Raw genomic sequence first — 23348 nt, forward strand, 5'->3', positions numbered from 1 at the left:
GCGGCGGCCGTCCGAAAGCGCGGCGCAAAGCTGAGACTTACCAGCCGCGGGCGCGCCACTCTTCCAGATGCGGGCGTTCCGCACCCAGGGTGGTTGGCTTGCCGTGGCCCGGGTGCACCACGGTGTCATCCGGATACACGTCGAACAACCGCTCGCTGACATCGGTGATCAGCTGGGCAAACCGCGCCGGGTCCTTCTGCGTGTTGCCTACTCCTCCCGGGAACAGCGAATCGCCGGAAAAGATGTGCGCAGGGCCCGCGGGGTCCTGGTACACAAGGGCGATCGAACCCGGTGTGTGGCCGCGCAGATGCACAGCCGTCACGTCGAAGCCGTCGAAGTTGCCGACGTCCCCGTGATCCAGCAGTACATCCACCGGCACCGGAAGCTCCGGGGCATCCTCTGTCCCGGCCGCCGTTTTCACACCCGTGGCTTCCACCAGGGACGGCAGCGCCCGCACGTGGTCCCAGTGCTGGTGGGTGGTGGCAATCAGCGCCAGCTTCGGCGTCGCGGAAGTATCCGCGGCGGCGTCCGTGAGCAGCGCCTGGATGGCGGCCAGATCATCGGCCGCATCGATCAGGAGCTGCGCGCCGGACGCCTTGGCCGTGAGCAGGTACACGTTGTTGTCCATCTCGCTGACCGAAATCCGGCGGATGGTGATGTCGCGTAAAGAGTGAATAAGCGAGTCCATGGGCTTCAGTCTACGGAGGGGCTATTCACGGCCCTGGGACACCCAGTTGGGATCCGCGGAGCGGGAGCCGACGACGGCGTCCGCGGCGGCGTCGAGCGTCTTCAGTTGCGCTGCGGTGAAGACGAGTGCCAGGGCGCCCAGGTTTTCGTCGATCCGGTCCGCCTTGCGCGTGCCGGGGATGGGGACCACGGGGAGCCCCAGTTTCCGGCCCTGCGCGAGCAGCCAGGCCAGTGCCACCTGGGCGGGAGTTGCAGCCCGCCCGGCAACGCTCAGTTCCGCAGCGACCGCCCGCACGGCGTCCACCACACCCTGGTTGGCGCCGGCAGCGTCCGCGGCGAAACGCGGGATATTGCGGCGGAAGTCGTTGCTGCCCAGCGTCGAGGCGTCCACGGTGCCGGTGAGGAATCCCCGGCCCAGCGGCGAATAGGGCACAAAACCCACCCCGAGTTCGGCGGCGGTGGGAACCACGTTGCGTTCCACGTCGCGGCTCCAGATGGACCATTCGCTCTGGACCGCGGCGATCGGGTGGACGCTGCTGGCCTCGCGCAGCTCCTCGGCCGTCACCTCTGACAGGCCCAGATGCCGCACCTTGCCGGCCTGCACCAGCCCCGCCATGGCCTCCACGGTTTCCACTATCGGAACGCGGAGGTCACGGCGGTGCATGTAGTACAGGTCGATCGAGTCGGTGCCCAGCCGTTGCAGGCTGCGGTCCACCGCCTGTTTCACGTAGGCGGCGTCGCCGCGGATGTCGGTGTAGCCCGCCGAGGGGGTGCCCACAAGGCCGAACTTGGTGGCCAGCTGGACTTCGCCGCGGCGTTCCTTGAGCAGCCGGGCGATCAGCTCCTCGTTGCTGCCGCCGCCGTAGATGTCCGCTGTGTCGATGAAGCTGACGCCTGCGTCCACCGCGTGATGCAGGGTACGCAGGGCCTCGGCCGGGTCCACCTCGCCGTACACAGGGGTTAGGGCCATGCCGCCGAACCCCAGGGGGCTGACCGTGAGGCCGTCGCCGAGCTGGACTGTTGCTGCCGTCATCTGTTTCTCCGTTCGCGCACTGAGTGGTTCCGTCCCTGCCAAGAACCCCGGGGCGCGCGCGGCTATTCCGGCTCACGCTTGTTGACCGGTCGGTTGGCCGGGCCGACGATTCTCCCCACCTTTGACCGTGGCGTGGCCAGTACGACGGCGTGTCGTGGGGACGCGCCGTCGTACTGGCTCATACGTGGGGAGATTGCGCGGGGGACGGTGACTGCTCTGCCTCTTTCGCCGCCCGTTTCTCGGCCGGCAGGAGCTTCAGGCCTGCGGCGCAGCCGACGATCCCGGCGATGAACAGCAGCTTGAGCGGGCTGGCCGGTTCGACGCCGGTGGCCATCGCCCAGCCCACCGTCAGTGCCGCGCCGATCCCCACCCAGACGGCGTAGGCGGTGCCGAGCGGGATGCGCGTTACTGCCATGCCGAGCCCAACCATGCTCAGGGTGAACGTCACCGCGAACACGAGGGTGGACAGCGGGCGGGTGAACCCGTCGGACAGGCCCAGCGCCGTGGCCCAGACCGCCTCCAGCACGGCGGAGGCGAGCAGGATGATCCACGCGAGGGCCGGAGTTGAACGGTTTTCCTGGGGGTAGTTGGCGGCCATCATTTACGCCACCAGCTTCAGGCCGACGACACTCGCGGCAATCCCGCCAAGCAGCAGGATGCGGGACGCCGTCGCGCGCTCAACTTTGGCGATCATCGCGTAGCCGGAGGTCAGGACGACGCCGACCCCCACCCACACGGCGTAGGCCGTTCCGGTGGGGATGGACTGCATGGCGACGGCGAGCCCGCCCGTGCTCGCAATGACGGAGACGAGGAAGACCACGCCCGGGACCAGCCGGCGCCGGCCGGTGGCCTGCGACGTGCGGTGCAGGGCGGCGGCCCAGACGGCCTCCAGCGCTCCGGAAAGAATGAGAATTAACCACGACATGACGGCTCCTGTGGCCAGTCTTGTCGCGTGCCGGGTACTGAACCGTCGTCCGGAGGCCCGGAAGAAGGGGCCTTGGCCTCCAAGTCTAGCAAATCCGCGTCACAGCCGGTCTGACTTACGGACCGACCGCGTCGCTCCAGAGCGTGAATGTTGCGCCGCACGGGGTAGTGCACGCACGGCTCGTCCGGCGAGATAAGGTCTCCGGGCGGTCAAAGGCAGGCGGTCAAGATCGTGGCTCAAAGGTGCGGTGTCGGTCAATAGCGTTTGGCCTGCTCGGTCAGCAGCCAGTCGGTGGTGGCCGAGATGAGGGCCTTGACCCCCGTTTCGGCGGCGCCTGGATCGTGGGCCTCGATGGCGGCTGCCACGTCCTCGAGGATTACCGTGGTGTATCCGCGGTACCCGTCGTCCGTGCAGGGCAGCAGCGTGAGGGTGCCAAGATCGGCCTGGAGCCGGATGAGCTCGCGGGCGAGCCGGGCGGAGCGGGCAATGGCCGCGACTTCCAGCAGGAACTCCGAGAGGGCCAGACGCCAGCTCAGGGAGTCATCGTCGGCTGATGGGATGAACGAGCGCAGCGTGGCGATGTCGGCGGCGTCCGAGCGCCGGGCCGCCACCCCCGCGCAGGCCGCGGCGATCGCCTGGTAGTGCAGCGCGAGGTCCCTGATCTGCAGCCGGCTCAATTCGTGCAGTTGCGCCAGTGCCCGTTCCCGGGAGGGCAGGACGTTGTCGGCGATGAAGCTTCCGCCGCTGCGGCCGCGTGCGGTCCGGATGATTCCCGAGGCACGCAGTTGGGAAAGGGCCTCCCGCGCCGTTACCGCGGACACTCCGAGAGCCGCGGCAAGCTCGGTTTCGTTCGGCAGCCGCTGGCCGCTGGTCAGCAGTCCGGTTTCCACCGCCTGTTCGATCCGGCCGCACACTTCATCGACGAGCCCGCGTGATTTGATCGGCGTGAACACCGCAGCCAGGCTCCGGGAGGCGCCATTCGGCGACAACAACATCCGGGCCTCCCTTCCCTTCGGCGGTATCCGCCCCCGCCCCGTCCGGGGCGTCCGTGCAGCTTCCGCGGGCGGCGCCGCCGCGCGTCGCCGGGGCTGATGTCATCCTAATGCGGGCTTTGCCGGAGGGTCTATGCATAAAACCTATGAAGTAATAGCATTTGGCCAAGCAGCCCGTGTGGACTGGCTCGCATTGCGCTGTGTGGCTCTCTGGTGGACGATCCGGCAACGGAGTAAGGCGCACCCCATGACCGAAACACTGGCCGCCGGCAGCTCGACCGGAACCGAAGAGGTTCCGGCGATCCGCCTGCGTAAGCTCACCAAGGTCTTCGGGGATACCGTCGCGGTAAATGGCGTGGACCTGGACATCCGCCACGGGGAGTTCTTCTCCATGCTTGGCCCGTCCGGCTCCGGCAAGACCACGGTCCTGCGCTTGATCGCCGGCTTCGAGCTGCCCACCTCCGGCAGCATTGAACTCGACGGCAAGGACGTCACGGCGATGGCACCGTTCCAGCGGGACGTCAACACCGTTTTTCAGGACTACGCCCTGTTCCCGCACATGTCGCTCGTGGACAACGTCGCCTATGGGCTGCGGGTGCGCGGCATGCCCGGAAGCCAGCGCCGGCAGCGGGCCAGGGAAGCCCTGGACCGCGTTCAGCTCGGGAAGTTCCTCGGCCGCAAACCCGCCCAGCTCTCCGGCGGCCAGCGGCAGCGGGTTGCCCTGGCCCGGGCGCTCGTGGTCGAGCCGAAGGTCCTCCTGCTGGACGAGCCACTCGGCGCCCTGGACCTCAAGCTCCGGCAACAGATGCAGGTCGAACTCAAGGAATTGCAGCGCTCGCTGGGCATCACCTTCATCTTTGTCACCCACGACCAGGAGGAAGCCCTGACCATGAGCGACAGGATTGGCGTCTTCAACAACGGCAGCATCGAACAGATCGGTACCGCGCACGAAATCTACGAGCGGCCCGGTGGCATCTTTGTGGCCACCTTCGTCGGCACCTCCAACATTTTCGACGCCGCCCAGGCCCAGGCGGTCTATGGCCGGCCAGATCCCTTTTGCATCCGTCCCGAGCGGCTGCGCGTCGCCTGGACCGGGGAACCCGAGCACCGTTCCGGCACCACCTCCCGGCCCGGGACGGTGACGTCGTTCGTCTACGTCGGGCACGCCACCCAGGTGCGGGTGCAGCTCGACGGCGGGCCCGCCGTCGTCGCCCTTGTGCCGGAAAAGCTGCCCGGCAGCGACGCGGAGCTGGTGAACGGGCCTGTCACGGTCAGCTGGGACGACGACGCCGTCGTTTGGCTTCCGGCCAGCGGCTCCCACCCCGATTCACCGCACACCGATTCACCGCAGATCGAAAGGTAAGGATCATGGCTCCTAGAACAAAGGCCTCCCTCGTGGTCGGGGTGGTCGCGGCGGCAACCCTCGCGCTGTCAGCCTGCGGAACGAGCGGCGGATCGGGTACCTCAGCGTCGGCGCAAGCTACCAAGACTGAGATCGGCACCGGTGAGGGCCAGCTGTCCATCCTCGGGTGGCCCGGGTACGCCGAGGACGGCAGCAACGATCCGGCGGTGGACTGGGTGCATCCGTTCGAACAAGAGACCGGGTGCAAGGTCAGCTTTAAGCCGTTCGGCACCTCGGACGAGGCGGTGACGCTCATGCGCACCGGTCAGTACGACGTCGTCTCGGCCTCCGGGGATGCCTCGCTGCGCCTGATCGCTGGCCAGGATGTGCAGCCGGTCAACATGAGCCTGCTGAAGAACTATCCGGACATCTATCCGTTCCTGAAGGACAAGGCCTGGAACACCGTCAACGGTGTGAACTACGGGATGCCCCACGGCTGGGGCGCCAACCTGCTGATGTACACCACGGACAAGGTCACCCCGGCGCCCACCTCCTGGAGCGCGGTGTTTGACGATGCTGCCCAGAACACCGGCAAGGTCACGGCCTACGATTCGCCGATCTACATCGCCGACGCCGCCGTCTACCTCATGGCGCACAAGCCGGACCTGGGTATCAAGAACCCTTATGCCCTCGACAAGGACCAGCTGGCCGCCGCCGTCGACCTGCTCAAGCAGCAGCGCGCGCACATCGGCGAGTACTGGAGCGACGTCCTCAAGGAAGTCCAGGCCTTCACGTCCGGGAGCACCGTGGTCGGCACCACCTGGCAGGTGGGGGCCAACATCGCGACGGCCGACGGCGCCAAGGTCGCAACCCTCGTCCCTGACGAGGGTGCCACCGGCTGGTCGGACACCTGGATGATCGGGTCCAAGACCAAGAACGTGAACTGCGCCTACAAGTGGCTTGACTACATCGCCAGCCCCAAGCCGAATGCCCAGGTGGCCGAGTACTTTGGCGAATCCCCGGCCAATGCGAAAAGCTGCGAGCTGACCACTGACCCTAAGCACTGCGAGACGTACCACTCCGGTGATACGGCCTACGCCGAGAAGATCTGGTACTGGACCACCCCGGTCGCCCAGTGCCTCGATGGCCGCAAGGACGTCAAGTGCACCGACTATTCGGAATGGACCAAATCCTGGACGGAAATCAAGGGCTGATTCCGGACATCGGGCCGCAAGGGATCCGGAAGAAACGGCCGGCCCGAGGGTCGGCAGAAACTAAGGCGAGATGGCACAACAAATGCAAAAGCTTCCGCCCGGCTCACCCCAGAGTGCCGCGGCTGTACCCCGGGCGAAAGCCAATGCCTTCTCGGCGCTGCTGCACCGCTCGCCCAGGCTGCGGCTTGCCGGGCTGCTCACGGCCCCGGCGCTCTGGCTGGTCCTTGTCTATGTCGCGGCCCTGGCGGCACTGCTGATCACGGCGTTCTGGACCGTGGACACCTTCACCGGAGAGGTGTCCACGGAGTGGACCACTGAAAACATCGTCACGGTCCTGACGGATCCGGTGTACCAGCGGATCACTCTGCGGACAGTGTGGATTGCCGTGGCGGTCACCGTGATCGACATGATCCTTGCCCTGCCCATCGCGTTCTTCATCGCCAAGGTGGCTCCGGCCCGCTGGGAGAAACTGCTCGTGGTGGCCGTGCTGATGCCGCTGTGGGCAAGCTACCTGGTCAAGGCCTACGCCTGGCGGAATGTCCTTTCCGAGGGTGGCCTGCTGGAGTGGCTGGGGGCGCCGATCGGCCTGTCGTCGCCGGGCTACGGCGAGACCGCCGTCATCGTGACCCTGTCCTACATCTGGCTGCCGTACATGATCCTGCCGATCTACGCGGGCTTTGACCGGGTGCCCGACTCCCTGCTTGAGGCATCCGGGGATCTTGGCGCGAAGCCGCTGACCACCATGCGCCTTGTCATGCTTCCGCTGCTGGTCCCTTCGATTATCGCGGGCACGATCTTCACGTTCTCCCTGTCCCTGGGCGACTACATCACCGCGCAGATCGTCGGCGGGACCACCCAGATGCTGGGCACCGTGGTTTACGCAAACGTCGGGGCGGCGAACAACCTGCCGTTCGCCGCCGCGGTCTCGCTGGTTCCGATCGCCATCATCATGTTCTATCTCTTCATCGTCCGGCGTACCGGCGCCCTGAACAGCCTGTAGCGGAAGGCGACTCATGAGACTTTCCCGTAGCGCCAAAGTGGTCCTGGGCGTCATAACCGGGCTGGTGCTGTTGTTCATCTACACGCCGCTGCTGCTGGTGGTGGTGAACTCGTTCAACGCGGACCGGACGTTCGGCTGGCCGCCCAAGGGCTTCACGCTGGAATGGTGGGGCAAGGCTTTCGACTCTCCCGGCGTACGGGATGCCGTCGTGTCCTCCGTGTGGGTGGCATTGGTCTCGACCATCGTCTCGCTGGTGCTGGGAACGCTGCTGGCGATCTCACTGCAGCGCTATGAGTTCTTCGGCCGCGACGTCATCAGCCTCCTGGTGATCTTGCCCATCGCATTGCCCGGCGTTGTCACGGGCATCGCCCTGAACAACATGTTCACCACCATCCTGGGGGTCCCGCTGAGCCTGTGGACAGTGGTGATCGCCCACGCGACCTTCTGCATGGTGACCGTGTTCAACAACGCGATTGCACGGCTCCGCCGCACCAGCGCCGGCCTGGAGGAAGCGTCGTCCGATCTCGGCGCCGGCGTCTTCACTACATTCGGCTTGGTGACCTTCCCGCAATTGCGCTCTGCCCTGCTGGCCGGCGGCCTGCTGGCCTTCGCGCTGAGCTTCGACGAAATCATCGTCACGACGTTCACGATCGGGGCCGGGGAGACCACGCTGCCGATCTGGATCCTGCAGAACCTCTTCCGCCCGAATCAGGCGCCCGTGGTCAATGTCGTGGCCGTCGTGCTGATCGTGGTCTCGATCGTCCCCATCTGGCTCGCCCAGCGCTTGTCGGGGGACTCGGTGGGCGTCAGCGAGGCCAGGGTGAAGGAGGACGGGCGCTAGTCCGAGCCGGCCTCCGCCGCCGGATCGATGGAAACGACCGCCAGGAAGCCACGGCCCAGGATTTCCGGCGTGGCGGTATCAGCGCCGACGACGGCGTCATAACGGTTCAGCTCGACGCGCTCCGGCTCAGCAGCGACGGCGCCCGTCGGCGCTGTGGGGATCGGCGCCGTGGGGACCGGCTCTGTGCCCGTGTCGGCTGCGGGCGCGGGGCGGCCCGCAGTCCCGGGGCTGACGGTCCCTTGGCCCTGCAGGAGGATGCCGAACTGGCCTTCGAACACCGGATGGGCGCGTTTCTTGGACAGCTCGATGATTGACGTGTAGCCCTTGAAGGCGCCGTTGCGGGTGATGACGTTCAGATCCCGGATGTCGCCCGTGGGCAGTGCCCCGGCCGAGGCCGCGTCGCCGGAGAACCGGAATGGCCGGTACTTCTCCAGCGGGTGCTCGGCGCCGTCTACGCTCAGGAGCAACAACTCGCCGTCAATGACCGTCAACACGCGGTCCATTCCGGCGAAAGCGGAGAAGGGGCCGGCCTTGGATACCTCGGCAATGCTGACTCGCCAGTCCCATGCGTTTTCCTGCGCGGCGGTTTGCGCGGACGAGGCCCGCGGATGGCGTGCCACTTCGCGCGTCACCCCGCCGCCGTTGCGCCAGGGGTGGGCTTTGAGCTCGGCATAGCGGATGATCTCCATGGCCCCAGCCTATCGGCCCGGCTCTGGGCCCCGGCCGCCGTGGCTCCTGCCGGCGCCGCCGCCGATGCCGATGCCGACGGCGATGCTCCTGCCGGCGCCGACGCGAAGTCGGCGGCGGCGGTCCGGTCTTGCTAACGTCAGAGGCAGGAAGCATGCGGAAGGAGCCTGAATGTTTGTCAAAGTGTGCGGTCTTAGCACCGCGGATGCGGTCCGCGTCGCGGCAGGTGCCGGCGCGGACGCTGTCGGCTTCGTCCTGACCCGCAGCCCCCGGGAGGTCACGCCGGAACAGGTCAGGAACCTCCTCGCCCACGTCCCGAACGGGTTGCCCGCGGTGGGCGTGTTCCGGCACGAACCGGCCGCCGACGCCGTCGCCGTCGCCCGTGAGGCGGGCCTGGTCTGGGTCCAGCTCCACGGCGACCGTTCACCGGCGGACGTCCGGACGGTGCACGACGCCGGGATGAAGCTGATCCGGGGCGTCACCATGGCTGCCCCTGCGGAAGCCTTCGACCATTGGGGTGAGGAGCTGCTCCTGATCGACGCCGCTGTCCCCGGCTCCGGGGAAGCCTGGGACTACGGCTCCGTCCGGGCCAAGGCACTGGCCGGACGCAAGTGGCTGCTCGCCGGTGGCCTGGATCCCGCCAACGTGGCCCGGGCAGCGGCGGAGGCCGGGGCCTGGGGCGTCGATGTGTCTTCCGGTGTCGAGTCGGCGCGCGGCATCAAGGACCTTGCCAAAATTGGGGACTTCGTGCGGGCGGCCAAGGAGTCCGAATGAGTCCGGACCGCCCGCCCACTATCGGAGGGAGCTAGGAGCGTTTGATGATGACGTCATCGATGTATTCGTCGCCCTTTTGCCGGTTGTGCTCGGCCCCGAGCTGAACTTTGCTCAGGCTGCTCCCCAGCATTTTGACGCTCGAGCTGCTGTATCGCTGCACGCCGTCGAACCATACCTGGATTGTTGAGGCGCTGCCGTTGGCGGTCACCCGCATGCTGACATGGTGCCAGGCGCCAAGGGAGATGCTCCCTGAGATCAGTTTCGTATAGACAAAGGTGCCGCTCGGTGAGGTGACGCGGAGCCACAGCTGCCCGTTGCTGTTGTAGCGGTAGATGTCCGCGACGCGGGTGGAGCCAGAGAAGAAGCGGAAGTACGGGACGTCATTGCCGGAAACGCCGGCCACAGTGATGTTGAACCAGCCGTCTGCGTACGAGGTCTTGGTCCCCGAGGTGAAAGCCGGGGCGGAAAGGTTTGCGAGCGAACCGGAATCCGTGGTCACGTGCAGCTTGGCTGAATGCGTCCCGGTATGCCCCCGCGAACTGGAAATCGTTGCCGTGCCGGTGCCCGACACTTTGGGGATGAGGCCGCAAAAGCCGCCCGCTTCAAAACTCGTGGCGAGCACAATGGTGCCGGGATAGGAGTTTTTCGGCGCGGGGCTGCACGTTGCGGCGGTAGCAGCCTGGGCGGAACCGAAGACAAGGGAACCGGCTACGAGCAATCCGAGCGTCCCAACCATGCTGAGGGTTCTTAGTTTTCTCATTGAAGATACTTTCCGTGATTGGTTCGACTTGTTGTGCCCTTAGTGCCGCGGCACCGGGAGGGCGGCTTCTGTCATGCAAGCTGCGCCAGATGCACCAACTGCACGACCGCCGCGACGCCGACTATGGCCAGCAGGGCTGCGGTGATGATCACCACGGCGCGCGGCAGTGCCTTGTCCGGCTTCAACACGCGCAGCACTTCGCAACTCACGAGTGCCGTCACTGTGGCCAGCCCTGTCAGGAAAATAATCATTTCGCACGCACCAGGGCCCGCTTTGGCCTTTTGAGCTCAAGGCCCAGGAAGGCGAGCGTTACCAACGACAGGACGCAGACGCCTGCCGGGGGCGACCAGAGCCGTGCATAGATCATCGCCGTCGCCACGAGGGTGGACATCGCGAGGCTGAAAGCAATTGCGATGGCGATGCTGAGGGGCAGCGCTCCAGTGGCCTGGGCTGAGCGCGGGGGGTCGAAGCGGAGGAGCAGCACCAGCGCGGTTCCAGGCCCGGCCAGCATCAAGAGGCCGATCACCGCCAGGCGCAGGCCCTCGGGACCGACAAACGAGAGCGGTACGGCGGCTAGGGCGACGGCTGCCGTCGCATAGCTCACGTAGCTGCGTTCAGTTGCCATTGCTAACTCCTTCGATGTGAAAAATCACGCCGCCGGCGTTTTCATAAACCTTCGTCCAGCCAGGACTGGTGGCGCATATGGCGGTAAAACGTTGAAGATCGCCGATGGGAGTCGAGCCGCGAAGTTCGCCTGCCTCCTTCTGGCTTTCGGTCACGATGAGGTACGCGCCCGCTTTGTGGGCGATCTGGTTGACCGCGTCACAGCTGAGCGGCGCGGCGTTAGGAATGGGCTCGGCAGCAACGAGCGCCCGGTAGTCATAGTCCGCGTAGTGCTGGTATCTCCACGGGGTGTTGCGAACTGCTTCAATGAGGACGGCGCCGGTGGGCGCAGTCGAATAGAGGCGGTTCACTACGGCGATTTCGTCGTCGTTGAAGCTCTCCATGCCGTCGTTTCCGTAGCGGGAAACGACCGTGGCCGTGGCCAGTACCGCGCCCATCAGCAGCAGCCCAAGGGCTCGGCGCAGGCTCAGCCCGGCAGTGTTTTCTGACATCAGCGGCAGGACCGCCAGGCACACGGCAAACGGGAGGCTGAACAGGTACAGGCGCAGGAGCAGTTCGCCGCCATATGGCTGGAGGGGAATCAGGACCAGCGGCGCAAGCGCTGCGGCCGCGGCCGCCAGCCACGGTGCCTTCCGGCGGTAGCCCACGATGGCACCGGCAACGGCGAGGATCCAGACCAGCGCCACCTCGGCCATGCGCGTGTAGACGACGAACACGTGGGCATCGCTGCCTGAGACCCTGGTGCTCAGCGCACCGAGGCTGTTCGCGCCGATGTCACCGAGCGAGCCGAGCAGCTGGCCGAAGTGCCCCTCCAGGAATGTTGAAGCCGCAAAGAGCAGCCAGCCCATGGGCAGCACCACGGCCAGGACTGGCAAGAAGCGCAGCCGGAGACGGCCGGTCAGCAGCAGTACGGCGAGGATGGGGATCACGGCGAAGGGGCTGAGCTGATGCGAAGCCGTCATGGCCAGCAGGAGCAGCGCGCAGACCACGACGAGCACCGCCGTGTCCGCCCGGAGCGGCTCCACGGCGCCGTACCGCGGGACTGAGCTGTCCAGCTTGCTGACATTCCGGGCCAGCCACCGGGAGAACTTGGTGCGCTCCGTGGGCCAGGCCCAGCCGCCGAAGACGCTGAGCAGGCAGGCAATTAGGGTGAGCAGGAGGACGAACGAATATGCCTGCGGCGACAGATAGTCCTGCCCAATCCAGCTGGCCAGGTAGAAGATCCAGACAGCCGCCCACGCCTGGCGCGGATTTGCCGTCAACCGCCGTGCCAGGGCCAGCAGCGGGGCGAGCAGGAGGATGTTGATTCCCACCGGCGCCCACGTTGCGATGCCGAAAAGGTCCTTGGCGCCCGTTGCGCCGGAGAGCATTCCCAGCAGGTTGAAGAATCCGGGCCAGTTGAAGTACGCGTCCAGGGTCGGATCCAGCTGGCCCGATTGGCTAATGGTGTCGGCAATGCCCATATGCCGGAAACTCGCCTCGAGCCGGGGCAAGCCATGGATGATCGGGTCAGCGCCATCGAGGAGAACCACCGTGACTATGAGCTGCCAGGTCAGAAGTGCCGGAACCAGGCGGCGGAGGCTCAACGAGGCGACAAATCCGGCCAGGCTGAGCGCGAGCGCAACGAAATAGGCGGGCGGGAGGGCGCCAATGAGCCCGGCACCGCCGATCCGAAGGGGATCGACCTGGGTCATGCTCCAGACGCCGAGGGCGAGGGCAGCCGCGGCCGCCGCGGCCAGGGCACCGATGTGCCACGACGGCGTCAGTCCGAGGTTGCGGTGGGTGGGCGGTTTGGCGCCGCCGACATGTGCATGCGCATGCGCCTGCGCCTCGTGCCGGTGGGCGGTGCGCACCGGGAGACTTGTTGCCGTTTCGTGTGTCATCATTTCTCGATTCAGGTCGGCTGGTGGCGCGCCGCTGAAGGAATCTCGCCTGCGGTGGTGGCGGGCTTCACTCGGGTCAGGGTGATCAGTCGCCAAGCGGCAGCCAGCGCAGCCGTCGCTTGGGCAATGGCCCAGAGGACGGAGACGCCGGTGAGGCCAAATTGCTGCGCCACGGCCGCGGCGGGTGCCACGACCAGGATGGCGGCAAGGATGGCGACTGCCGTGGATTCGAAAAGCCGCCCTTGGGCCCGGCACAACCCGTAGTAGACCTGGGTCACGCAACTCAGGAGGAGTGCCGGAACGAGTACAGGAAGAAGGACCCAAGCGGACGCGTACTGCGGCCCGAGGAAGCCCAGAAGCAGTGGCCCGGCCAGCATCAGTATCAGCCCGGCCAGGAGAGTCAACAGGAAGCTGGCCCGCAGCGCGGAGGCGAGGAGGCCCGGCCGTGCCCGCGTCCCCGCGAGGGCCGTTTGCAGGGTAAATCCGGCCGACTGCGGCACGAAGAACACCGCCGAGGCCATCATCCACACCACGTACCAGGCGGCAGTCGGGGCGGGGCCCAACGTAGCTGCAACGATGAGCGGAAGCAGGTAGCCGGGCGCGCGGTCGGCGAGCGTGAGGGCGTGGTTGGGGAGTCCCGGCTTCAGGAGTTTTAGGGCCGGGCGCGGCCGGAGGCCATGCCTCCAGTCCGGGGACACATGGGCCCGGCCAAGCTGGCGCAGGCCTACGAGGACGCTGGCCAGCGCGCCGGCGGCAACGGCGCCCACAATCACCGCCAGGTCACGGAGTCCGACGGCGAGCGCGGCGGCCAGGAAGACGAGCTGCACGAGGCTCTGCGCGAGGCTTCTGACCAGCGTACGGTCGGCCCGTTCCTGGGCTACGCCCACGTGGTCAAGCTGGTAGGCGGTGGCGGCGAGCAGGGCAGTGGCCAGGAATAGGACCGTGACCAGGGGGTCGACCCAGGCTTCGCCCACACCTGTGCCGAGCCAATAAGTGATGGCAACCAGCAGGCCAGCGCCCAGCAGGGAGAACGTGGCGACGGTAAGCAGACTGGTGGCGATGAGGCGCCGGCCGCCATCAGTTTCCGCGGGAAGAAGCGTAAGGGTGGCGGGCCCGACGCCGAGCATCCCCAGCTGCACGGTCAAGAGCGCGGCCGAGACCACCGCGGAGCCAAGACCTATTTGCTCCGGCGGGAGCGCGATGGCCGCGAGGGCCCAGAACAGGAAGCCCGCCACCATGGGGGCGATCCTCGCAGCAGCCAGCCATGCGGCGTTCCCTCCAACCGAGATGGGTTTGTGGGCCGGCCGCAGGAGCTCGCCGGCCATGGCGCGGTAGTTGTAGAGCAGGAAGCCCATCCAATACGGCAGGAAGCGGGGTGCGCGGACCAGGGACAGGCCCACGCCCCGCACAGTGGCCAGCAGGGGTAGGATCACCAGCCAGATGTGGCCCGTGTGCTTGCGGACGGTCCGGGCCATCCCGGCCCCGTCCTGGAGCCACTGGTCGCGGGCGTAATCGAACGTGTCGTCGAACCGGTGCCTGACCACTACGGAGTCGGAGACGCCGAGCCGGTACCCTGCCTGCTCCAGCCTGATCCTGAGCTCCACATCTTCCCCGGAGCGGAACTCGTCGTCGAACCCGACATCGAGCAGCACGTCGCGGCGCATCAGCGTGGCGCTGACGCCGAACCACTTGCGCACCCGGCTGTGGTTGTGGTGCCAGGCCAGCGCGGCCCCCCAGTACCCGGGCCCGTCGGCTTCGCTGGCGAGCCCGAATTGCAGGCCGTCGTAACCGCCGGCCTCGAATTCGGTCAGCAGCCGGGGCAGGCTCTTCGACGGAAGGACGACGTCGGCGTCGATCAGGGCGACTACCTCCCCGGTGGCGCTTCGGGCGCCGAGCATCCTTGCGGCGGGCAGGCCGCGTCCCTCATCGGAGATGACAGTTGCCCCGCAGTCGCGGGCGATTGCGGCCGTGTCATCCGTCGAGCAGCCATCGACCACGATCATCTCGTGTGGCTGTTGGCTGCGGATCGACTCCAGGCACTCGCCCAGCCAGGCTGCGGCATTGCGTGCCGGAACGACAACCGACACCTTCAGATCGCTCACGTGGCCTCGCCTCACTCATCCAGTTTTGAACGAACCAGATTCGCGATGAAGTCAGAGGCCTGGTCCGCTGACCAGGCGGCGGGCAGCCGGAGCAGCCAGCAGGGAACGTCCTCCAGCGCCCGGCGCACCACGGCCGCCTTCTGCCCAAAATGCTCCTCCAGGGGGACCAGGCTGGTGGCGCCGAGGGCCTCGACGAGCCGCCGCGAGACCATGGGTAGTTCCGAATGGAAGTTGCCGACGATCCGGGACGTCATCCACTCCGCACTTCGTGCCTCCAACCGCGCGTCCGCGCCGTCGAAACGTTCAAGGAAGATGGCCAGCTGTGCCGGCGCCGCGGACGAAATCCGCTGCGCCCCGAAGACATGCTCCGGCTGCACCATGCGGTGCTCGGGGGACCAGCGCCGGGTGAAGGCGGCTGTTTTCGGATAGCGGACAATCACCGGATGGACCGCCGTGGCCAGGTGGGCGACGGGCGTCGTCAGCCATCCAGGGGCTAAGGGCTTGCGCGTCCCGCGGAACATGTCCGGGTAGATGGCGCGGTGGTGGGGCTTGATGAACATCGGTTTGGCGTAGCCCATGAGCATTCCGCCTGCGCCCATGAAGGCCCAGTCGTCCGCCATGAACCGCACGTCGCGCATGGCCACCAGCTTCGCCACCGTGCTGGTTTTTCCGACCCCGCCCCAGGCCGGGAGGAGAACCCCGGAGCCGCGGAAGTCCACAACCGCTGCATGGATCATCGCCGTCTCCTCCTGGACGCACAGCCGGTCCAGCAACGGAATCACAGAGGTCAGGAGCTCGCCGGCGCCTTCGATCCGGTACCCGTCCTTCGTCTCGATAATCTGGACGCGGTCAGCCGGAATATAGAGGGACTCCCCGGTGAACCGGTAGGCATCCTCCGCATGCGACTGGCTGGAAATGGGCGATATCGTGGCGCCGATGGTGATCCGCCGTGGCGCGCCGGAGTTCCCCAGGAACGGGGCGAGCATGTCCCTCAGTTGCGGTTCCCCCGGCGTCCCGGCCTCGACATCGATGCCCACGATCCCGTGGACATCGAAGGAGGCTCCGGCAGAGGCGCCAATCGGCTGTTTCACGTCGCGTTCAGGTTGGCTCATGATCCAAGCTTTCTGGGGTCGGGTTCCTGCGGTCAGGTGGTTCCGCGTGCAGGGGCTGCACGGGGCGGTGTACGGGGACGGGCACGTAAATTGCGCGGTTCACTGGACTTCCCTCCAAGGCTCTTCCGTCGACACCGCGGCAGCTTTCAGCGGCGAGGGCGCGGCGGGCAGGCGGCGGCCGCGTACATAGCCGGTCGCGGTGGCCGCGAGAACGGCGAGGATGGTTGCCGCCCGGGCGAGACCGGCGCGGTCCCCGCCGCTGAGCCAGCCGCGGATTCCGGCAAACACTGCACGTGGCAGGACCTGCCGGACATAGCGCCGTTCGGGGCCGAGCGCCCGTTTGTGGCCGACCACCCTGCTGACCTGCGCCTTGGAAATCCCTTCGCCCCAGGAGCGTGCAAGGATGTAGCGCAGGGTGCCGCGTTCGACCGGAACGTGATGGTGCACCAGGGCCGCGGGCTCATAAACCACCCGGGATCCGGGAGCTCCGATCACCGCGCGGATGCACAGTTCGGTCTCTTCGCAGCCCAGCGGGAGGGCGTCCTGGCGTCCAAGGGCTGTGTTGAAACCGCCGACCCGGTCCAGGACCTCGGCGCGGAAGGACATGTTCGCGCCAATGACATTGCGGACCTCGGCGGCGACTTTGGGCATCCCCCGGTACGTGCAGCCGACAATCCAGTCGAGCTCCTTGGCGAAGTGGCCCGGGCGCCCGGCTTCCCAGAGCGGCTCTACCCGGCCGCCAACAGCCAGAACATCGGGATCGTCGTACAGGGCCGCGAGCCGCTCGAGCCAATCCGGCTCGGCTTCGGCGTCGTCATCGAGGAAGGCCACGATCTCCGCCTTGGCGATGCCCGCTCCGGTGTTGCGGGCGCCGGAGAGGCCCTTGGGCCCGGTGTTCTCGACAATTACGGCGTCCGGGACGGTGAAGATGAGGCGCTTGTACAAGTCGACGTTGTAGTCGACGACGACGATCGTCTGCTTGGGTGGGACGGTCTGGGTGCGGACCGAGTCCAAGGCGCCCATCAGCCTGTCCCACCGGTCCTCCGAGTAGGAGCAGATGACCACGGATACTGCCGGGAAGCTGGAGTCTTCGGACATCCTATTCGCCTGCCCGTACGCCCAGAACGCTGCTGGGATCGGTGGGAACGTGCGGGAACATTTCGCTGGGGTACTTGTACTTGACTCGACGCAGGGCTTCGGGACGGGCTCCGGCGGTCGGGGCCTCCCAACTCACGCGCTCGCGGGCAAGGGTGCGCAGGACCCGCCAGCCGTCCCGGAACGTGTGAAGATTCGACTGGCCCGAGATGCGGGACAGTTCATGGCTGGGAACCTCGGCGATGCGGAGTCCGGCCCTTGAGGCCCGCACAATCAGTTCAGTTTCGATCTCGAACCCGTCCGACTCCAGCTCCAGAATGTCAACGCATTCGCGTCGCAGGGCGATGTAGCCGTAGCAAAGGTCTGAGTAGTCGCTGTGGAGAACGGCGTTGGCGAGCCCGGTGAGCATCTTGTTTCCCCCGCTGCGCAGCCACGTGAGATCGTCCGAGCCGCCGCCAGTCACATAGCGGGAGCCTTTGACGAAGTCGTATTCATGCTGGAGCGGAGTCACCAGCCAACCGATCTCCTGGGGGTCCATGCTGCCGTCACCGTCCAGCATGACGATGATGTCGCCGGAGGCCGCGGCAAATCCGGCCCGCACGGCGTTTCCTTTCCCGGGGCGGGGTTCTGCCACCACCACGACGTCCAGGCGCAAGGCCCGGGCCACATCGACTGTGCCGTCCAAGGAACGGCCATCAACAATTACCACCTCATCTACGTAGGAGGGCATGCGCCGCAGCACCCACGGCAGGTTCATTGCCTCGTTCAAGGTGGGGATCACCACACTGACTGAGGGATTTGCCGGCGGGGGCGTCGTTTGGGGGCGCACGTTTGGCTTGAGATTCGGGATGGACACTGGCCTCACCACTCAATAACGTATTCTGCTCGTCTCAACTGCAGCGCTTTTCCGACTCCTCCAACCGGAAAATAGACCCATCGCTGACGCTGAACAGTTGTGGACAACTTAGTGATATACCCCAGGGTTAAAGTCTGCTCACGGCACCTTGCATTAACCTTGGATTAACTTGATGATTCAAGTAAAAATGTAGGAATTCTGTTGATGGAGGGTTACCTCCATGCGACACTGGGCGGATGCGGACGCGCGTTATAAGGGGGCGCGTACCGGCAAGCCGCCGGCGTCTCCTCACCTTCCGGTTCATGGCGGTTCCCGCCATGGTCCTGGGCCCAGTCCTGGCCCTGGCGGCCTGCGTCGCGGATGGTGCTCCACGGAGCGAGCGGCCGCTCTTCACGTCCATTTCGGCGTCGCCGGCCGGACCGTCAGGCGCCACGGACACTGGCTCCACGGGCACAGGCGTCACGCCGGGGGCGCCGACGGGAGCTCCGGAAAGTGGTGCCGTGACTGGGCCCGCCCCGTCGCCGGGAAGTCCGCCCGCGCCCCAATCCGCACCCGGCCCGGCACAGCTTCCGGTCCCGACCACGGATGTGACAATGACAGGTGACCTGCCCGGCTGGAAGCAGGTCTTTGTCGAGGATTTCTCCGCCGGCGACGTCCCGCTGGGCCGCTTCCCCGGCCCGCTCTACAACGCACGGTGGAGCGCCGGGTACAAGGACGGGACGCCGGATACTGCCGGACAACGCAGCGGTGGAACTTCCGGCTACTACCCGTCCAAGGTGCTTAGTGTCCGCAATGGCTCGCTGGACTGGTACCTGCACTCGGAGAACGGGATCTCGATGGGGGCGGCGCCGACGCCCAAAATCCCCAACGCCAGCTCCAACCCGCCGCGCGCCAACAGTCTCCTCCATGGCCGGTACTCGGTCCGCTACCGGGCTGATGCGCTGCCCGGATTCAAGACGGCATGGCTGCTGTGGCCGGACAGCGGCGTCTGGCCCCGGGACGGCGAAGTGGACTTCCCCGAAGGGGACCTGGCCGCAATCATTTACGGCGCTGTCCACTATGACCGGAACGGCGCGGACGCCTTCGAGAAATTCGATTCGGACCAGTCCGTGACATCGTGGCATATAGCCACGATGGAATGGAGTCCCGGGCGGGTCGAGTTCTTCCTCGACGGGCGTTCTCTGGGCGTCAGCACCAAGGCGCCGACATCGCCCATGCACCTGATCCTGCAGACCGAGTCCTGCCTGACCGGCTGCCCGGCCCCGGCAACCCAAGGCCATGTCTCGCTCGACTGGATCAGCGTCTGGGTGCCGGCTTGAGACTCAGTCCCCGGCGGATTACACGGCAGATTACCGGTGGCCGAATGCTTGTGGCGGATCACTTGCGCCGGAGCGTGAAGGAATCCGAGAAGGTGTAGCCGTCCGCAGGAACGAACCGGGCGGCAAGTTGATCCACGGTGGCCTTGACGTCCAGGGTCCCAAAGGCCGGTTCCCGGTTCTTGCCGGATGTGCTGGCGAAATAGCGCATTTCCGGGTCATCGGATCTGACGTTGTAGAGTCCCACGCCGCCAACGCCAACGGTGGCGAACACGGTCCCCGAGCCCTGGACCATAGTGCCATCGGTATCGGCCAGGCATCCGGAGGTGAAGCTGGCGGGAACGAGTTCCGCGCAGCTTCCGCCCGTGGCCAGCTGATGCGTCCGCTGATAGACGTGGTCGTGGCCGGACAGGACCAAATCCACGTCCTTTTCGATCAGCATGTTGGTGAAGTCCTGCCCCGCCTGGCAGTCATAGTTGCCGACGCTCAGGCACGGGGTATGCATGCCCACCACGGTCCAGGGGATGTTCTGCGATTTGGCCTCGTCGATGGCGTTCGCGGTCCAGCGCCAGCGCTCGCTGCCCCTTGAGTAGTCCAGCGGCTCCCCGCCCCGGAACTCGATGCCGGGGGAGACAAGAATGAAGCGGACAACGGGATTCTGCTCGGGGACATCGACGCGCCACTGGGTGCCGTATTCGCCCTGCAGGCCGGGCAGCTTGTTGGGCAGGCACTGGACAAATTTCTCGATGTCGCCGTCATGGCCGTCACTCTCGTGGTTGCCGGTCACCAGCTGGTAGGGGAATTCGTTGCCGAGGCGGTCAGTGACCATGTCGCAGAACTGCTGTTCGAGCCCGGCTTTGTAGGTGAAGTCACCGAGGGCGAGGTTCAGGTGGGGATCGAGGCCGGCAACGACGTCGAGCACCTTTTTAGCGCCCGCGCCCACGCCGATGTCCCCCTGGGCGGTGAAGTGCACGGGCTCGCCAGCTGGTGGCGCGGCAGGCGACGACGGCGGCGGTGCGGACGACGGCGGTGCGGACGACGGCGGTGCGGACGACGGCGTGCCCGGGCTCGGGCGCGGTGCGGGTTCGGGCGGGCCGGGCAGGCAGGCCGAAAGCAGCAGGCCCAGGCTCAGCAAGCAAGCGCCGATGCCCGCCTTGCCACGTTTCCCCAGGGACCCGGCCACGATTCCTCACATCACTTGGTTGATCAGGACTGTGCGAATAGTTCTGCGAAATTCGGTGATTGCCCGGCATTTATAGGCCAGAGTAACCCGGCCGCGGAGCGAAGGCCAGAGAACGCGTCGGTCCCGGAAAGCGGAATCCGCCGTCGGAAATCCGGAAGTCCCAAGGCAGCGTGCCCGCTGGCGTGTCGCGAGTCGCGTGTCCCGCATCTAAGGCCGGTCGGACCCTAGCCCGGGGCGGGCTTCCTCGTTAGCATGCAAAGTGGGGAAACCCCTCCCATCACCCCCGGCGGGACAGACCCCGCCACCGCTCGAAGGAGACCGTTGTGACTCTGCCCGAAGGTTTGACCCCCGGTGTGTGGACGCTGGACATGTCCCACAGCGAAATCGGCTTCAGCGTCCGCCATGCGGGCATCAGCAAGGTCCGCGGCCGGTTCAACGAGGCCTCCGCCGAGGCGCGGGTGCGCGAGTCGCTGGCGGACGCCAGCCTGCACGCCACAGTCAAGACCGCCAGTTTCGATTCGGGGGACGCCAACCGTGATGGCCACGTCCGCGGCCCCGACTTCTTCGATGTCGAGACGTACCCCGACATGACGTTTCGGGCCACAGGGATCCGGGGCGACGGGGATGACTACGTGCTGACCGGCGAGCTCACCATCCGCGGTGTTACCAAGCTCGTGGAACTCGAAGTCGAGTACACCGGCGTGGCGGTGGACCCCTTCGGCGCCACCCGGGCCGGATTCAGTGCTGAGGCGGACATCAGCCGGAAGGAATTCGGCCTGACCTGGAATGCCGCCCTCGAAGCGGGCGGGCTGCTGGTCAGCGACAAGGTCAAGATCAACGTTGAGGCCGCCATGGTCAAGCAGGCCGAGACGTAAGCGCCAAAGAGGCCGGGCGCAACCAGGAGCCGGGAGATGGAAGCCGGTTGCCAGGTGCCGGACACGGGCCGGGCGCGAAAGTCAGGGATTTTTCCGGGTGAACCACTAATCCGAATGTCACTCCTACGGGCGAGAATGAATCCATGAAGACACTCCTGAACATCATCTGGCTGTTCTTTGGCGGCTTGTGGCTGGCCCTTGGATATTTCCTGGCGGGCGTCGTCTGCTGCGTGCTGGTGGTCACCATTCCGTGGGGGGTCGCCTCGTTCCGCATCGCGTCCTATGCCCTGTGGCCCTTCGGCCGCATGGTGGTGGACAAGCCGGGCGGAAACGGCGTGTTTGCCCTGCTGGGAAACGTCATCTGGCTGTTGGTGGCAGGCATCTGGATCGCGATCGCGCACGTCGTCACGGCCTTCGCCATGGCCATCACGATTGTCGGCATCCCGCTGGCGATCGCGAACCTCAAGCTCATCCCTGTCTCGCTGATGCCGCTCGGCAAACAGATCGTTCCGAGCAATTCGCGCTATGTGGTCGCCTACAGCCCCAGCCGACGCTAGGGCGGCAGCGCAGCCAGGGGGCCGAGGGGCACTTCCCCTGTCAGTCCAAGCAATCCGAGGGAGAAGACCATGAGCGAACCGGCGTCCGGGGACACGGACCTCATGCTTGTCATTGTCCGCGAGTTCAGGGCCCCGATCCGGGGCGTGTGGTCCGCGTTGACGGACCCGGACCAGGCTCCGCAGTGGTGGGGTCCGCGCGGCTTCCATGTCCCGCGTGAGAGCGTCGACGCGGACCTCGAAGTCGGCGGCCTGTACCGCGCCTGCATGATCCAGGACAGTACCGGGCAGCAATTCTGGTGGAGCGGGGTGCATACGGATGTTGAGCCGCCGCACCTGTTCGTGTTCACCCATGCCTGGGACAGGCCGGACGGCACCCGCGGCTTCGAGACCGAGGTGACCATCCGGTTGGAGGAGATCGACGGCGGCACGCAGATGACATTCACCCAGGGTCCGTTTGACTCCGCGGCCAGCCGCGACCGCCACGGCGAAGGGTGGCGCGAGTCGTTCGACCGGCTGGCGAATCACCTCAGCGTTGCCGCCTGAGCCTCACCGGCTGCGGTTGGGCTGCCGGGTGCCTGCCGGTGGCCCGCCGGTGACACCGTCAAGCGAGCTCGCCCTGCAGGTTACGGCGGGCTGGCTCCAGCCACAGACCGCGGGCGCGGTCAGTGTGGAAGAGCGGATCAAGCTGCAGCAACCGGCGGACGACGGCGGCGCGGCCGGCGGCGAAGTCGGCGTCGCCGATATGCGCGAAGTCTTCCCGAACGGCGGCGAGGTACCGGGCGTAGGCCTCCGGTTCCCCGCCGAGGACGGAGAGATCGGCGTCGCTGAGCAAGGCGCCGCCGTCGTCCCCGGGCTCCGGACGGTGGTCTGCCGTCATCAGCACCAGGCGCACCACTTCGTCCACCTCGGCGGCCGGGAGACCGGCATGCCGGAGCCGGTCTTCGGCCAGCCGCGCCGATTCTTCCTCGTCCTGTCCCGCCACGCCGCGGTAGACGGCGTCGTGGAACCAGGCGGCCAGCACCACGGTCCGGGGCGGATCGGCCGGATCGCACAGCAGGTCCAAGGCCTCCAGCACCGCCAGCAGATGGGTGCGGCCGTGGTACTTCCGGTGCTCCTCGCCCCAGCGGTCCAACAGGTCCAGGAATAGGGCGTCGTGGCCCGGCAGCGCCTGATTCCAGCGGTTCAGGAGCGGGACCCGGAGGGCCTTGCCGCGCCGGCGGGCCGGGATCCGCAGCCCGCTGTCGATCAGTTTGCGGACCAGGACCCGGCCCTCCACTGGAATGGCACCGGCTGAGACCAGGTCCTTGTACCGGTCCTCGGCGACGTCGTAGTGGTCGCCGTCGAACGCGCGCCCGGAGATGCCGGCGGCCGCGGCGAACGTGTGCAGCTCCTCGAGCGAGGTGTCCGAAACGAGGTGGGAAAAGTGGGTTCCGTGGGCAGGCCAGAGGGGCGGATCGACGTAGACGGCCATGGTGGCATTCTAGCCCCGT

General features: G+C 66.6%; 25 protein-coding genes and 1 riboswitch. Of the genes, 9 read left to right on the forward strand and 16 right to left on the reverse strand.

What is annotated here, in order from left to right:
• Nucleotides 1-37: 37 nt before the first annotated feature.
• The 5 genes from AC1D2F_RS09080 to AC1D2F_RS09100 form a co-directional block, all read right to left on the reverse strand.
• Nucleotides 38-688, reverse strand: a complete 651-nt coding sequence (locus AC1D2F_RS09080; protein WP_229994077.1) for an MBL fold metallo-hydrolase — start codon at nt 686-688, stop codon at nt 38-40.
• A 21-nt stretch (nt 689-709) separates the two neighbouring features.
• Nucleotides 710-1720 carry an aldo/keto reductase gene (locus AC1D2F_RS09085; RefSeq protein WP_476966571.1) on the reverse strand — a complete coding sequence of 337 codons (1011 nt, stop codon included), beginning with the start codon at nt 1718-1720 and terminating at the stop codon, nt 710-712.
• Nucleotides 1721-1898: 178 nt separating this feature from the next.
• Nucleotides 1899-2321, reverse strand: coding sequence for a DMT family transporter (locus AC1D2F_RS09090; RefSeq protein ID WP_229994107.1), 423 nt, complete (start codon nt 2319-2321; stop codon nt 1899-1901).
• Entirely contained in the window at nt 2322-2645 is a 324-nt protein-coding gene (locus tag AC1D2F_RS09095) for a DMT family transporter (RefSeq protein WP_476966572.1), read from the reverse strand.
• Nucleotides 2646-2654: 9 nt separating this feature from the next.
• A riboswitch (guanidine-III (ykkC-III) riboswitch) is annotated at nt 2655-2722 on the reverse strand.
• 177 nt (nt 2723-2899) lie between these two features.
• A complete protein-coding gene (locus AC1D2F_RS09100; RefSeq protein ID WP_476966573.1) occupies nt 2900-3640 on the reverse strand; it encodes a FadR/GntR family transcriptional regulator in 741 nt (246 codons plus the stop codon).
• A 244-nt stretch (nt 3641-3884) separates the two neighbouring features.
• Here AC1D2F_RS09100 and AC1D2F_RS09105 point away from each other — a divergent pair, with 244 nt between their 5' ends.
• The 4 genes from AC1D2F_RS09105 to AC1D2F_RS09120 all read left to right on the forward strand — a co-directional run bounded on the left by AC1D2F_RS09105 (nt 3885) and on the right by AC1D2F_RS09120 (nt 8034).
• Nucleotides 3885-5000, forward strand: coding sequence for an ABC transporter ATP-binding protein (locus AC1D2F_RS09105; RefSeq protein WP_476966574.1), 1116 nt, complete (start codon nt 3885-3887; stop codon nt 4998-5000).
• 5 nt (nt 5001-5005) lie between these two features.
• On the forward strand, nt 5006-6193 hold the full coding sequence (locus AC1D2F_RS09110; RefSeq protein ID WP_476966575.1) for an ABC transporter substrate-binding protein: 1188 nt from the start codon (nt 5006-5008) through the stop codon (nt 6191-6193).
• 82 nt (nt 6194-6275) lie between these two features.
• Nucleotides 6276-7193, forward strand: coding sequence for an ABC transporter permease (locus AC1D2F_RS09115; RefSeq protein WP_476966576.1), 918 nt, complete (start codon nt 6276-6278; stop codon nt 7191-7193).
• A gap of 13 nt (nt 7194-7206) precedes the next feature.
• Nucleotides 7207-8034 (forward strand): ABC transporter permease, encoded by an 828-nt coding sequence (locus tag AC1D2F_RS09120; RefSeq protein ID WP_476966577.1) that lies wholly within the window; start codon nt 7207-7209, stop codon nt 8032-8034.
• Here the strand turns inward: AC1D2F_RS09120 and AC1D2F_RS09125 are convergent.
• Nucleotides 8031-8723 (reverse strand): HutD/Ves family protein, encoded by a 693-nt coding sequence (locus tag AC1D2F_RS09125; RefSeq protein ID WP_229994085.1) that lies wholly within the window; start codon nt 8721-8723, stop codon nt 8031-8033. The genes AC1D2F_RS09120 and AC1D2F_RS09125 overlap by 4 nt on opposite strands.
• Before the next feature lie 169 nt (nt 8724-8892).
• Here AC1D2F_RS09125 and AC1D2F_RS09130 point away from each other — a divergent pair, with 169 nt between their 5' ends.
• Nucleotides 8893-9495: a phosphoribosylanthranilate isomerase gene (locus AC1D2F_RS09130; protein WP_364748560.1), complete on the forward strand. Its 603-nt coding sequence runs from the start codon at nt 8893-8895 to the stop codon at nt 9493-9495.
• Nucleotides 9496-9526: 31 nt separating this feature from the next.
• On the opposite strand, the gene AC1D2F_RS09135 is transcribed toward AC1D2F_RS09130, so the two are convergent.
• From AC1D2F_RS09135 to AC1D2F_RS09170, 8 genes are all read right to left on the reverse strand, one after another.
• On the reverse strand, nt 9527-10255 hold the full coding sequence (locus tag AC1D2F_RS09135; protein WP_364748557.1) for a hypothetical protein: 729 nt from the start codon (nt 10253-10255) through the stop codon (nt 9527-9529).
• A 71-nt stretch (nt 10256-10326) separates the two neighbouring features.
• Nucleotides 10327-10506 carry a hypothetical protein gene (locus AC1D2F_RS09140; RefSeq protein WP_364748554.1) on the reverse strand — a complete coding sequence of 60 codons (180 nt, stop codon included), beginning with the start codon at nt 10504-10506 and terminating at the stop codon, nt 10327-10329.
• Entirely contained in the window at nt 10503-10880 is a 378-nt protein-coding gene (locus AC1D2F_RS09145) for a hypothetical protein (protein ID WP_229994089.1), read from the reverse strand. The genes AC1D2F_RS09140 and AC1D2F_RS09145 overlap by 4 nt, the downstream gene beginning before the upstream one ends.
• Nucleotides 10870-12765, reverse strand: a complete 1896-nt coding sequence (locus AC1D2F_RS09150; RefSeq protein ID WP_364748549.1) for a hypothetical protein — start codon at nt 12763-12765, stop codon at nt 10870-10872. The genes AC1D2F_RS09145 and AC1D2F_RS09150 overlap by 11 nt, the downstream gene beginning before the upstream one ends.
• Before the next feature lie 8 nt (nt 12766-12773).
• Nucleotides 12774-14864 carry a glycosyltransferase gene (locus tag AC1D2F_RS09155; RefSeq protein WP_229994091.1) on the reverse strand — a complete coding sequence of 697 codons (2091 nt, stop codon included), beginning with the start codon at nt 14862-14864 and terminating at the stop codon, nt 12774-12776.
• A gap of 11 nt (nt 14865-14875) precedes the next feature.
• Entirely contained in the window at nt 14876-15976 is a 1101-nt protein-coding gene (locus tag AC1D2F_RS09160) for a hypothetical protein (protein WP_229994092.1), read from the reverse strand.
• Nucleotides 15977-16075: 99 nt separating this feature from the next.
• Nucleotides 16076-17074: a glycosyltransferase family 2 protein gene (locus tag AC1D2F_RS09165; protein WP_229994093.1), complete on the reverse strand. Its 999-nt coding sequence runs from the start codon at nt 17072-17074 to the stop codon at nt 16076-16078.
• A gap of 1 nt (nt 17075) precedes the next feature.
• Nucleotides 17076-17927, reverse strand: a complete 852-nt coding sequence (locus AC1D2F_RS09170; protein WP_229994094.1) for a glycosyltransferase family 2 protein — start codon at nt 17925-17927, stop codon at nt 17076-17078.
• 593 nt (nt 17928-18520) lie between these two features.
• Between AC1D2F_RS09170 and AC1D2F_RS09175 the strand changes: the two genes are divergently transcribed.
• Entirely contained in the window at nt 18521-19246 is a 726-nt protein-coding gene (locus AC1D2F_RS09175) for a glycoside hydrolase family 16 protein (protein ID WP_229994095.1), read from the forward strand.
• 58 nt (nt 19247-19304) lie between these two features.
• Here AC1D2F_RS09175 and AC1D2F_RS09180 read toward each other — a convergent pair whose 3' ends face one another.
• Complete coding sequence (locus AC1D2F_RS09180) at nt 19305-20426, reverse strand: metallophosphoesterase (protein ID WP_476966578.1); 1122 nt, start codon at nt 20424-20426, stop codon at nt 19305-19307.
• 323 nt (nt 20427-20749) lie between these two features.
• On the opposite strand from AC1D2F_RS09180, the gene AC1D2F_RS09185 reads away from it, so the two are divergent.
• The 3 genes from AC1D2F_RS09185 to AC1D2F_RS09195 all read left to right on the forward strand — a co-directional run bounded on the left by AC1D2F_RS09185 (nt 20750) and on the right by AC1D2F_RS09195 (nt 22401).
• Nucleotides 20750-21301 (forward strand): YceI family protein, encoded by a 552-nt coding sequence (locus AC1D2F_RS09185; protein ID WP_229994097.1) that lies wholly within the window; start codon nt 20750-20752, stop codon nt 21299-21301.
• A 143-nt stretch (nt 21302-21444) separates the two neighbouring features.
• A complete protein-coding gene (locus tag AC1D2F_RS09190) occupies nt 21445-21858 on the forward strand; it encodes a YccF domain-containing protein (protein WP_229994098.1) in 414 nt (137 codons plus the stop codon).
• A gap of 69 nt (nt 21859-21927) precedes the next feature.
• Entirely contained in the window at nt 21928-22401 is a 474-nt protein-coding gene (locus AC1D2F_RS09195) for an SRPBCC family protein (RefSeq protein ID WP_364748535.1), read from the forward strand.
• Nucleotides 22402-22459: 58 nt separating this feature from the next.
• Here AC1D2F_RS09195 and AC1D2F_RS09200 read toward each other — a convergent pair whose 3' ends face one another.
• Nucleotides 22460-23329, reverse strand: a complete 870-nt coding sequence (locus AC1D2F_RS09200) for a DUF4031 domain-containing protein (RefSeq protein WP_229994100.1) — start codon at nt 23327-23329, stop codon at nt 22460-22462.
• Nucleotides 23330-23348 lie beyond the last annotated feature (19 nt).

It is taken from the genome of Arthrobacter sp. P1_B3, from assembly GCF_056406615.1.